This window comes from Paenisporosarcina sp., from assembly GCF_057785155.1.
In genome coordinates, this window is the sequence record NZ_JBYNRN010000012.1 from 410,093 (window position 1) to 421,645 (window position 11,553).

General features: G+C 36.5%; 12 protein-coding genes. 9 read left to right on the forward strand and 3 right to left on the reverse strand.

Annotated features, from left to right (window positions below):
* The first annotated feature begins 125 nt into the window (after positions 1-125).
* From mce to rnz, 6 genes are all read left to right on the forward strand, one after another.
* Entirely contained in the window at positions 126-536 is a 411-nt protein-coding gene (mce, locus tag AC3EA5_RS05305) for a methylmalonyl-CoA epimerase (RefSeq protein ID WP_488607367.1), read from the forward strand.
* Between the two features lie 4 nt (positions 537-540).
* A complete protein-coding gene (locus AC3EA5_RS05310; RefSeq protein WP_488607368.1) occupies positions 541-2,088 on the forward strand; it encodes an acyl-CoA carboxylase subunit beta in 1,548 nt (515 codons plus the stop codon).
* Positions 2,089-2,101: 13 nt separating this feature from the next.
* Entirely contained in the window at positions 2,102-3,226 is a 1,125-nt protein-coding gene (locus AC3EA5_RS05315; RefSeq protein ID WP_488607369.1) for a M20/M25/M40 family metallo-hydrolase, read from the forward strand.
* A 20-nt stretch (positions 3,227-3,246) separates the two neighbouring features.
* On the forward strand, positions 3,247-3,717 hold the full coding sequence (locus AC3EA5_RS05320; protein WP_488607370.1) for a chemotaxis protein CheW: 471 nt from the start codon (positions 3,247-3,249) through the stop codon (positions 3,715-3,717).
* Positions 3,718-3,806: 89 nt separating this feature from the next.
* Positions 3,807-5,072 (forward strand): DNA polymerase IV, encoded by a 1,266-nt coding sequence (locus AC3EA5_RS05325; protein ID WP_488607371.1) that lies wholly within the window; start codon positions 3,807-3,809, stop codon positions 5,070-5,072.
* Position 5,073: 1 nt separating this feature from the next.
* Positions 5,074-6,018, forward strand: coding sequence for a ribonuclease Z (rnz, locus tag AC3EA5_RS05330; RefSeq protein ID WP_488607372.1), 945 nt, complete (start codon positions 5,074-5,076; stop codon positions 6,016-6,018).
* A 36-nt stretch (positions 6,019-6,054) separates the two neighbouring features.
* Here the strand turns inward: rnz and AC3EA5_RS05335 are convergent, their stop codons facing one another.
* A complete protein-coding gene (locus tag AC3EA5_RS05335) occupies positions 6,055-6,732 on the reverse strand; it encodes a YdeI/OmpD-associated family protein (RefSeq protein ID WP_488607373.1) in 678 nt (225 codons plus the stop codon).
* A 304-nt stretch (positions 6,733-7,036) separates the two neighbouring features.
* Between AC3EA5_RS05335 and AC3EA5_RS05340 the strand changes: the two genes are divergently transcribed.
* Together AC3EA5_RS05340 and AC3EA5_RS05345 are read left to right on the forward strand one after the other, a co-directional pair.
* Complete coding sequence (locus tag AC3EA5_RS05340) at positions 7,037-7,471, forward strand: YhfM domain-containing protein (protein WP_488607374.1); 435 nt, start codon at positions 7,037-7,039, stop codon at positions 7,469-7,471.
* 21 nt (positions 7,472-7,492) lie between these two features.
* Positions 7,493-7,936: a GNAT family N-acetyltransferase gene (locus AC3EA5_RS05345; protein ID WP_488607375.1), complete on the forward strand. Its 444-nt coding sequence runs from the start codon at positions 7,493-7,495 to the stop codon at positions 7,934-7,936.
* Positions 7,937-8,423: 487 nt separating this feature from the next.
* Here the strand turns inward: AC3EA5_RS05345 and namA are convergent, their stop codons facing one another.
* A complete protein-coding gene (gene namA / locus AC3EA5_RS05350; RefSeq protein ID WP_488607376.1) occupies positions 8,424-9,440 on the reverse strand; it encodes an NADPH dehydrogenase NamA in 1,017 nt (338 codons plus the stop codon).
* Positions 9,441-9,685: 245 nt separating this feature from the next.
* Here namA and speD point away from each other — a divergent pair, with 245 nt between their 5' ends.
* Positions 9,686-10,492: an adenosylmethionine decarboxylase gene (speD, locus tag AC3EA5_RS05355; protein WP_394188092.1), complete on the forward strand. Its 807-nt coding sequence runs from the start codon at positions 9,686-9,688 to the stop codon at positions 10,490-10,492.
* Between the two features lie 52 nt (positions 10,493-10,544).
* Here speD and proC read toward each other — a convergent pair whose 3' ends face one another.
* Positions 10,545-11,357, reverse strand: a complete 813-nt coding sequence (gene proC / locus AC3EA5_RS05360) for a pyrroline-5-carboxylate reductase (RefSeq protein ID WP_488607377.1) — start codon at positions 11,355-11,357, stop codon at positions 10,545-10,547.
* Between the last annotated feature and the right edge of the window lie 196 nt (positions 11,358-11,553).

Sequence of the window (11,553 nt, forward strand, 5' to 3'; positions counted from 1 at the left end):
GATACAACTCCTTTAACGAACGATAGTTTAAGTTTAGTAGAAACTGAAAAAATTCACAAGAGGTAGAGTTTTCAAAAAGAAATCGGTACAATAGAGAATGGAGAATACAGAAGGGTGTGGCTATTTTGAAAAAGGTTGATCATATTGGCATCGCCGTAAAAAATTTAGATGAAACAATCCCTTATTATACAGAAACACTCGGTTTATCTGTTTTAAAAATCGAGGAAGTAGCATCAGAATCCGTTCGCGTAGCATTTATTGATGCTGGCAACGTTAAATTAGAACTACTTGAACCAATGACTACACAAAGTGCCATCCATTCTTTTATTGAGAAAAAAGGTGAGGGTATACATCATATCGCTTTTGGAGTGGAAGGAATTGAAGAGCGAATGAAAGAACTTCGCGAAAAAGGAATACGTGTTTTAAATGAACAACCGAAAATTGGAGCGGGTGGTGCTCAGGTAGCGTTTTTACATCCGAAATCTTCATTCGGTGTCTTATATGAACTTTGTGACAAAACAGGTTTAAAGGAGTAAACACATGGACATTTATGAAAAAATTAGTGAATTATATGATCGGAAACGTGAAATAGAACTTGGTGGTGGAGACGAACGTATTGAACGTCAACATGCTAAAGGTAAATTAACCGCACGAGAGCGTATTGATTTACTTGTCGATCAAGGTACATTTGTAGAGTTGAATCCTTTTATTGAACATCGTACGGTTGATTTTGGGATGGACAAGCAAAAGGGACCAGGTGAAGGGGTTGTAACTGGATACGGAAAAGTTAATGGCCGCCCAATCTATTTATTTTCACAAGATTTTACGGTCTTCGGTGGTGCTTTAGGTGAAATGCATGCGATGAAAATTGCGAATGTAATGGATCTAGCAGCTAAAAATGGCGCGCCGTTTATTGGGTTAAACGATTCAGGTGGTGCACGTATTCAAGAAGGTGTCGTTTCTTTAGATGGATACGGTCAAATTTTCTATCGAAATTCAATTTATTCTGGAGTAATACCACAAATTTCTGTCATCCTTGGACCATGTGCTGGAGGTGCAGTTTATTCTCCGGCAATCACTGATTTTGTATTTATGGTGGATGAATCAAGCCAAATGTTTATTACTGGACCCAAAGTAATTGAAACCGTCACGGGTGAGAAAATATCAGCTGAGGATTTGGGTGGTTCAAAAGTACATAATGCAATTAGTGGAAATGCCCATTTCCGTGCGAAAACCGAACAAGAAATTTTACAACAAGTGAGAGATTTGTTAAGTTATCTCCCACAAAATAATGATGAAAAGCCACCTAGACTTGAAGCTGATATGAATGATGATTACCGACCAGAATTAACGGAAGTCATTCCATTTGATGCGATTCGTCCGTATGATATTCGTAAAGTAATCGAACAAGTAGTAGATCAGGATTCGTTTATGGAAGTACAAAAGGAATTCGCTCGTAATGTAGTAATTGGACTTGCGCGAATCAAAGGTGAAGTTGTTGGGTTAGTTTGTAATCAACCGAAAGTCATGGCAGGAGGATTAGACATCGATTCTTCTGATAAGGCTGCACGATTTATTCGTTTTTGTGATTCATTTAACATCCCAATCATTACGTTTGAAGATGTAACTGGTTTCTTCCCAGGTATTAAGCAAGAGCATGGCGGAATTATTCGTCATGGCGCGAAGATTTTGTATGCATACTCTGAAGCGACTGTTCCTAAAATGACCGTCATTTTAAGAAAGGCTTATGGTGGCGCATACGTTGCTTTAAACTCTAAATCAATTGGCGCAGACTTAGTGTTTTCTTGGCCGAATGCAGAGATTGCCGTGATGGGTCCTCAAGGCGCAGCTAACGTAATCTTTTCCCGGGAAATCGCGCAAAGCGACAATCCAGAACAAACGCGTGCGACAAAAATCGAGGAATATCGTGAAAAATTCGCAAATCCTTACGTAGCTGCCGCTCGTGGGATGGTGGATGATGTTATAGACCCTCGAGAAACTCGAATTAAGCTTATACAAGCACTTGATATGATGCGAAATAAGAAGGAATCACGACCAGCTAAGAAACACGGTAATATTCCACTATAAGGGAGTTTTTCATTTGACAAATCAACGTTTAATAGACGAATTTTTCGAGTTGGTACAGATCGACTCTGAAACAAAACATGAGCAAGTGATTGCACCTATCTTAAAATCAAAAATGGAAGCGTTAGGCTTTCAAGTTATTGAAGATGATTCTGCTACGAGAAGTGGCCATGGCGCAGGCAATCTCATTGCGACATTAAAGGGAAATAAAGCTGATGTTGATCCAATCTACTTTACTTGTCATATGGACACAGTAGTTCCTGGAAAAGGCATTAAGCCCGAATTACGTGAAGACGGATATATTTACTCAGATGGAACAACTATTTTGGGTGCAGATGATAAAGCAGGTATTGCAGCATTATTCGATATGGTTAAACGCTTAAAAGAAGAGTCAATTGATCATGGAGATATTCAATTTATCATTACTTCTGGCGAAGAGAGTGGCTTAGCTGGAGCTAAGGAACTTGATGCTTCACTTATCAATGCCAAATATGGTTTTGCTGTCGATTCAGATGGAAAAGTAGGCGGAATTGTTACTTCAGCACCATATCAAGCTAAAATTTGGGCTACGATTCGAGGGAAAACTGCTCACGCAGGTGTAGCTCCTGAAAAAGGTATATCAGCAATTAATATTGCAGCAAAAGCCATTTCGAAAATGTCTTTAGGACGAATTGATGAAGAAACTACAGCAAATATCGGTCGTTTTGAGGGCGGGGGAGCAACAAACATCGTTTGTGATGAAGTACATATTTTAGCTGAAGCTCGTTCAATTGTGGAAGACAAACTAAAGAAACAAACGGAGCATATGCAATCGGTCTTTGAAAAAGTTGCTACCGATATGGGTGGATCAGCTGAAGTGGATGTGAAGCTTATGTACCCTGGTTTCCGCTTTGGTCCTGAAGAGCATGTCACAAAGGTAGCGATACAAGCTGTTAAGAATGTAGGACGCACGCCTTTATTAGCAGCAAGTGGTGGAGGCAGTGATGCAAATATCATCGCTGGATTTGGGATCCCAACAGTCAATCTTTCTGTCGGTTATGAAGAAATCCATACAAAAAATGAACGTATGCCAGTTGAAGAGCTTGAAAAGTTATCAGATCTGTTAGTTGAGATTGTCAAAGTTTCTGCTATTAAATCATAAAACAACTGTGGGGGTAGAGTATGACAAGTGTCAAAGTGGTTGTGTTTCGTTGTGGAAATGAAGATTATGCTATTCCTGTCGAACATGTCGTATCAATTGAAAAATTAGAACAAGTTAACCCAATTCCACATTTACCAAACTATTTCTTGGGGTTAATGAAGATTCGCGGAGAACTTGTTCCAATCGTTGATTTTGAACAAATCCTATACGGACGTAGTGCCATTTCGGATGAACAAGTTCGTGTAATCGTTTTACAAACCGAAGAAATGTTTATAGGTCTTTTAGTGCTAGAAGCAAAAGAGATTTTAGATATTCCAAATGAAGATTTAAAACAAATTGGACTTGTGAATTATTCAAAAACACAGTATTTTTCTTCTGTGGCCAATTTAGAAAATCGTGTAATTACGATTATAGATCCAAGCATTTTAGTGCGCACTGTTGATGGCATAAAGGAAATTCAAACTTACTTGGAATCAGTCGAAGCTGAATAAACAAACAAGACGCTAGGATGCCCTTGCGTCTTGTTTTTTGTTACACTTATAAAAACACTAAATGATGAAAAACGGAGAGGCGAATGTCAATGAATATCGAAAAACAAACGACATCTCGAGTGATCCTCCATATTGATATGAATTCTTTTTATGCATCAGTTGAACAATCGTATGATCCATCTTTAAAAGGTAAAGCGATTGCTATTGCGGGAAATCCAAAAGAACGAAGAGGTATTTTGGTAACTTGTTCTTATGAAGCACGAGCAAGAGGCGTTTATACGACCATGAGTGTTTGGGAAGCGAAAAGAAAATGTCCGGAACTTATTTTATTGCCACCTAATTTTAAAAGATATCGGATTGCCTCAAAAGCGATGTTTGATTTACTGCGTACATACACACATCTAGTCGAACCTGTTTCCATAGATGAAGGATATGTTGATTTATCGGAAAATGAACGTCCTATGTCGGTAGTAGAAATCGCGAATGAGATTCAACAACGCCTATTAACAGAACTTGATTTGCCCTGTTCGATAGGAATTGCGCCAAATAAATTTTTGGCAAAAACGGCTTCAAATTTGAAGAAACCGATGGGTATAACCATCTTACGAAAGCGTGACATGGATAAATTGCTCTGGCCACTTCCTGTAATTGAGATGCATGGCGTAGGGGAAAGTACAGCAAAGAAGTTAAATAGTATAGGATTACAAACAATCGGTGATATTGCACATGCCGAAGAAGGATTATTAAAAGAAGCATTAGGGAAGAATGGATCTCGATTAAAAAACCGAGCTAATGGAATTGACCATCGATCTGTTGATCCGGATTCTGTATATGATACAAAAAGTGTGGGGAATTCTACTACATTACCAAGTGACGAAACAGATTTAAGAGAATTGAAAAAAGTGATCAAACGGTTAAGCTATAAAGTCGCTAGTCGGTTAGAATCGAAGAGACTTGCAGGACCAACTGTCTCGATTCAAATACGTGATGCTGATTGGCATAATTCTTCTCGCAGTCAATCGTTTCGAAATTTAGTATATGAAAAAGATCAACTCTTTGAAATTGCTTGGACTTTATTCTCAAAAAACTGGGATGGACAGCCGATTCGATTATTAGGTGTAACAGTTAGTAATGTGGTCGATCGAAACGATTTTACTGAACAATTATCCATATATAATTATGAAGAACATGCAAAGGAAGAGCCGATATTAAAGTTAGTTGAATCACTTCAAACGAAATTTGGTAAAGATATGATTACGAGAGGTAAAACTCAAGTAAAGAAACCAACATTTGAATCGAAAACAAGTTTCAGTAAAGACTTTTTAGATGATCATACAGATAGGGAGAAAAAGTGACATGGAGCTGCAATTTTTAGGAACTGGAGCAGGAATGCCTTCCAAACAACGAAATACAAGCGCTCTTGTATTAAAGCTCATGCAAGAGAGAGGAACTTTTTGGTTATTTGATTGTGGGGAAGCAACACAACATCAAATGCTTTATACCACGTTGAAACCAAGAAAGCTCGAGAAGATATTTATAACTCATATGCATGGAGATCATATATTTGGACTACCTGGCTTATTAGGTTCACGCTCCTTTTTGGATGGTAAGGAACCTCTTACGATTTACGGTCCAAAAGGAATTAAAGAATGGATTCAGACGACACTTCGTTTGTCACGTACTTATTTACAATATCCATTACACATTGAAGAAATAGATGAAGGAATTATTTTTGAAGATGACCTATTTCGTGTAGAGGCCAAAAATTTAGACCATGTAATTCCTTGTTTTGGCTATCGTATTCTTCAAAAACCTCTTCCGCCTATGTTATTGATTGATAAAGCGTTACAACTAGGTGTTCCTAAGGGTCCTTTATTAGCAAAATTAAAAAATGGACAAGATGTCATTTTAGATAATGGAGAAACGATATTTAGTCAAGATGTGACAACGGAACCGATTAAAGGTTTTTCGTTAGCTGTTTTAGGAGACACGAGATACTGTCAGAGCGCGATTGAATTAAGTCAAGATGTTGATGTCGTAATACACGAATCAACCTTTGATGCAGGTACTGAAGAGTTAGCGAAGCCATATGGCCACTCAACCGTAACCGAGGCTGCAAAAGTGGCGAAAGAGAGTAACGCCAAACATCTCATCATTAACCATATAAGTGCAAGGTTCTTACCTCATGAAGCCAATCAATTGCGAATTCAAGGTCTTCAGGAGTTTCCATCAATCTTTGTAGCTGAAGATTTGTTGGAATTTGAGATGAAAAATGGTGAGTTAAATCTAATTAAAAAATAGGCGTATCTCAAACAAATCGTTTGGATATGCCTTTTGTCATTTCTTTTTCCTTCTGTATAAATCCATCGATTTGTAACCTTCACCTAACACAATGCCCATTTCTTCGAATCTCTTCTCTTGGGTTTCTTTTCGTTTCGCACTGTATATGTATCGTGCCCAGTCTTTTTGATAGCCAAAGGTTAAATGATTATATGCATTAAGTAAATCCTCATTATTCACGAGTTGAATTTTAATTGTATCGACAAAATCTATGTAATCATCCACGCACTGACTGTTTTTCTGAGTAGTGGGCTTGTGCATATCTTTTTTCATAGATTTCAATCCGATAATCGTATACACGTCATTTAAGCTAACTATTTTAGAAAACTTTAAATTACTGTCTTGGACAAAACCTTCTTTTTTGGGATCAATATAGTCAAAAATGCGGTCCCTTTCAATATAATGGTCATATTTTGGGTTGTTCTTTTTCGGATAAGCAAAGTAGACAAAACCATTTTCCTGTACCAAATCTTTTTCGATTAACGTTTTTAAATAGCTAAGAAATTCCTCAATTGTATGAATGAAAATAAAAACGAATTGATACTGTTCTTTATTAATTTCTGTATCCATATTTACATTATTAAAATCTAAAATATCTTCAGGTGCTGCTAAAAGTAGTTTTGTAGAGAATTTCTCAATCTTTAATTTTTCCACGATGCTTCTTTCAGAATTCATACTTGTTTCGCCCCTTATTTTTTCTCTAATCATAATTAACTAAGCATACAATATCAATGAATATTGGAAGTAGGAAGGATTTTACTTTAATACTCTTGAATAGTATGGAAAGCAAAGTATGATTGGAGGTCTTTCATTTGGGATTGGTCATATTGGTTGTAGTCATGTACCTTCCAATTTTTTATCGAATTCATAAAAGATTGGACTATTTAGAGAAAGAAGTTGAACGCTTATCCAAATAATAAACATAATATTATTATGTAAACTAAAATAAAATGATAATTCATTTAAAAGGAGGGAACCAATGAGAGTTTTTATCGTTTGCATGTTATGTAGTATCATATTTCTAAGTGCATGTAGCATACCAAAAGAAGAAATCGAACAATTATCTCTAAATTATTGGAATAAAGATGTGTCATTCATGGTGTTATATCCAGAGGAGAACTCTAAAGATATACAATTATTTGTTGATGCTATAAACAACTCGGAGTTGTTACATGATAAAGTCATAATGACAGAACCATTATTATCCTTTAATCTCGATTTTACTGATGAAAAAGAGAAAAATTATCATCTCTGGATCTTAACGAATGGCAAGGGATATATTCAACAGTTGCACCCAGATGAAAATAAAACATTTCAAATGGATTCTTCAGTAGCACTTGCCTTACAAAATTATTTTAAAAAACAAGACGATGTAGAACTGATAAACACCGAAATTGAATTTGAAAAAGATTAAATGATTTTGGAAGGGACCATTATGAACATAACTTTACGTAATGATGAAACGGTATACATACGAGCATTTGAAGAAAAGGATTTTCTAGAAATCAATGAATTAAATAAAAAAGAGGGTTGGAATAACCTAGTGACAAAGCAGGAAGATACGAAACGCGCTTGGATGAATTCTACCGTGGCTTTTGTAGCAGTAGCGAATGAACGAATCGTCGGATATTGCCGTGGACTTACAGACGGTTCAATTAGCTTATACATATGTGAATTATTAATAGATGAAAGCTTCAGAGGAAAAGGGTTAGGACAAAAAATCACGTATTGGATTCATAGCATGTATCCCGCTACGCGAATGGAATTGCTGGCAAGTTCTACGTCTCATAGTTTTTATGAGAGTCAACAGTATCGACCTTTTTATGGCTTTAGGAAAACATTCGAAGAATATGAAGTAAACATGAAAAAGGAATGCTAATTCAGTGTGATTTGCATTCCTAAATAAAAAATGTTGATTTCCATTGCGGTGGTCGCTTTCCGCGGGCAAGACTTCAGCCGCTTCCTTCGCGAGGCTCAGTCCAGGGTCTTCAGTTCTTGCAGTTTCCGCTGGAGTCGCCAACTCCATTCCAATCAAAAGAATTTAAAGTAATTATAATAACGTGCTCTTGGATTAGTTCTTTTAATAACTTCAATGAACATATTTGCAACAAATTAAGTAGAAAAGTGGTTGGCTATTTCTGAAGACTCCTGCGGAAAAACGAAATGTGCTAGACCCCACAGACTCGTCTGTCAGAGACAGATGAGTCGAGGAGGCTAGCGTTTCGTCCGCGGAAAGCGAGAGAAATAGCCAACCACCAATATATTAATATAAAATTTTTATGTTGTTCTTAAAAATAATTTTTTCTTATATACAGTCTGAGGAATGCTAATTCAGTGTGAATTAGCATTCCTTTTCATGTTCTAATTTATAGCCAACCACGTTCATATTGAACTGGTGATTTAATTTCTGTACGTAACTCCTTAGCAGCGCGATATGGCCAATAAGGATCGCGTAGAAGTTCGCGAGCTAAAAAGATTAAATCTGCTCGGTCATTTTGTAAAATTTCTTCTGCATGAAGTGGTGAGGTAATGAGTCCTACTGCACCTGTTGGAATAGGAGTGTCATGTTTAATCGTTTCAGCAAAATTAACTTGATACCCAGGAAAGACATCAATTGGTGCCGGCACGTTTGCCCCAGAGCTAACATCTACTAAATCTACATCTTGTTCTTTCATCCATTTTGTCATCGTTACATATGAATCAGGAGTCATTCCACCTTCTGTATAATCATGTGCTGATATGCGAACAAAAAGTGGACCATTCCATACCGATCTTACGACATCAATCGTTTCTCGTAACAGTCTATATCGATTTTCGTCACTTCCACCATACTCATCTGTACGTTTGTTTGTTAAAGGAGAAAGAAACTCATTAATTAAATAACCATGAGCACCATGAAGTTCAATAACATCAAATCCGGCTGTTTTTGAGCGTATTGCCGCTTCTTTAAAAGCCATAACTGTGGTTTTGATATCTTTTATTGTCATTTCGTTTGGCGTTTTGTAGTGCTCGTTAAAGGCCAATGGAGATGGGGCATAGATATCACCGTCCACAGTTGCTTTTCTTCCTGCGTGAGCTAGTTGAATACCTGTTTTTGCGCCGTGAGATTTCATTAAATTGACTACTTCCGTTAACCCTTTTGTATGTTCATCACTCCAAATACCTAAATCTTGAGCAGAAATTCTTCCTTCGGGTTGAACAGCTGTAGCTTCAAGAATAATTAACCCAACTTGTCCTACAGCACGTGTTGCGTAATGAGTACGATGCCAATCTTCAATTTGCCCATCTTGGTTATGGCTTGAGTATTGACACATGGGAGCCATAACAATTCTATTTTTGAATGTCACATCTTTAATTTTATATTCTTGAAATAATTTTGCCATTTATGAAAACTCCTCCTCTTATGTATATAATAGAGTATAGCAAATTCACATTAATTTTAGTGTTTCTCCTGCTCATAGGTAATGGATGAAATATATCCGAGTAATTAAAAATGGAATTAAGTGCATTTATTTGGTATGTTTCACTACGTGGGTTTTGTGGAAAAATAGAAATATGTCGATATTTGTAGTAACATGTTATGCTAATAACAATAATATTTTTAGTAGATAAAGGGGATTTTTGAAAAATGAGTTTAACTCCTACGCAAAGAATTGAATTACATGGTTTTAATAACTTAACAAAGACATTAAGTTTTAATATGTACGATATTTGTTATACAAGAACAAAGGAAGAACGTGAAGCTTATATCAATTATATTGATGAGCAGTATAATGCTGAACGGTTAACCAAGATTTTAACGGATGTAACGGATATTATCGAAGCGAATGTCTTAAATATTGCAAAACAAGATTATGAGCCTCAAGGAGCAAGTGTAACGATTCTTGTTTCTGAAGGTCCAGTTGATCAGTCTCCAATGGAATCCTTTAAAGAATCACCAGGTCCTTTCCCAGAAACAGTCGTTGGACATTTAGATAAGAGTCATATTACGGTTCATACGTATCCTGAATATCACCCTGATGAAGGAATTAGTACATTTAGAGCAGATATCGACATATCAACTTGTGGAGAAATCTCTCCGCTAAAAGCACTGAATTTCTTGATTCATTCATTTGAAACAGACGTAATGGTTATTGACTATCGTGTTCGTGGATTTACAAGAGATGTTAAAGGTCACAAATTATTTATTGATCATGATATTGATTCGATCCAAAATTATATTCCAGATAGCTTACAAGAGGTTTATCAAATGATAGATGTGAACGTCTATCAAGAAAATATATTCCATACGAAATGTAAATTAAAAAAATTCGACTTAAATAATTACTTGTTTGGTTATTCGGCTGAAGAATTATCAGAAGATGAGCAAAAAGCCATTTCTAAAAAGTTGAAAAAAGAAATGGATGAAATTTTTTACGCTAAAAATATGTCTTAAGTTATGTTAGGAAGGTTGTTTACAGCCTTCCTATTTTCTTTGAGAAAATTTGTTAATCATATTGTTTTCCTAGTTCTCTTGAACGCAATTCAGCATCTTTTAAACAACTGCCGAGAATCTGAATAAAATTACTTTTCTGTAAGGCTGCAATTCCTGCTTCAGTTGTTCCGCCTTGGCTTGTTACTTGCTTGCGAAGGACTTCTGGTGATTTTGAAGACTGTTTCATCATCTCAGCTGAACCTGCTAGTGTTTCAATGAGTAAATTACGTGCCACTTTTGAAGAAAGTCCAAGTGACACAGCCGCTTCTTCAAAAGCCTCAACAAAATAATAGACATATGCTGGACCACTTCCGGATAATGCTGTAATAACATGTAATTCATCTTCTTCCACCTGTATCACGGTTCCAATTGCGTTTAATAAATTTATAATTTCTATTTTCGTTGAGTCTTCTACAAGGGAATTCCACGAAACTGCACTTGCTGACATGCCAATAGTAGCGGAGGTATTTGGCATGCAGCGAGCAATTGGACGATGACCAAGTCCTTTCTCGATTGTTGACATTGGGACACCGGCAACTACTGATAATACGACAGTAGAAGGTGAGAGGTAGGTGGAAATGCTTTTCATTGCTTCCTGAACGTCTTTAGGTTTAGTTGCCATGATAATCAAGTCTGCCATACGAATCTGTTCTTTATTCTCCATAATGATTTGTAAACCATATGTCTTCTTCAAATATTCTTGTTTAACGAGATCTGATTTATTCATCACATAAACGTTTTCAAAAGAAACCGTCTTTTCTTTTTCCCATCCATGAATAATCGCTTGTGCCATGGATCCCGCTCCAATAAAAACAATCTTTTTCATTTAAATGCCTCCCTAAAATCAGTGTATGAAAAAAACATGCGCTCCCGTCCTAATAAAAGGACGAAAACGCATGTTTCCGCGGTACCACCTAGTTTCACTCGAAAATGAGTACAACTTTTCTTCGTATCGTGAAGTTACGTCCATGTTTGCATGGAAGCTCCAAAGTAGGTTCATCGCAAGAGTGGGATTTGTACCT

Excerpts from the sequence above, each read along its gene's own strand:
- speD (WP_394188092.1), top strand. The coding sequence starts at position 9,686 with ATGAGTTTAACTCCTACGCAAAGAATTGAATTACATGGTTTTAATAAC.
- AC3EA5_RS05325 (WP_488607371.1), top strand. The coding sequence starts at position 3,807 with ATGAATATCGAAAAACAAACGACATCTCGAGTGATCCTCCATATTGAT.
- AC3EA5_RS05345 (WP_488607375.1), top strand. The coding sequence starts at position 7,493 with ATGAACATAACTTTACGTAATGATGAAACGGTATACATACGAGCATTT.
- AC3EA5_RS05320 (WP_488607370.1), top strand. The coding sequence starts at position 3,247 with ATGACAAGTGTCAAAGTGGTTGTGTTTCGTTGTGGAAATGAAGATTAT.
- AC3EA5_RS05335 (WP_488607373.1), bottom strand. The coding sequence starts at position 6,732 with ATGAATTCTGAAAGAAGCATCGTGGAAAAATTAAAGATTGAGAAATTC.
- AC3EA5_RS05340 (WP_488607374.1), top strand. The coding sequence starts at position 7,037 with ATGAGAGTTTTTATCGTTTGCATGTTATGTAGTATCATATTTCTAAGT.
- AC3EA5_RS05310 (WP_488607368.1), top strand. The coding sequence starts at position 541 with ATGGACATTTATGAAAAAATTAGTGAATTATATGATCGGAAACGTGAA.
- rnz (WP_488607372.1), top strand. The coding sequence starts at position 5,074 with ATGGAGCTGCAATTTTTAGGAACTGGAGCAGGAATGCCTTCCAAACAA.
- namA (WP_488607376.1), bottom strand. The coding sequence starts at position 9,440 with ATGGCAAAATTATTTCAAGAATATAAAATTAAAGATGTGACATTCAAA.
- proC (WP_488607377.1), bottom strand. The coding sequence starts at position 11,357 with ATGAAAAAGATTGTTTTTATTGGAGCGGGATCCATGGCACAAGCGATT.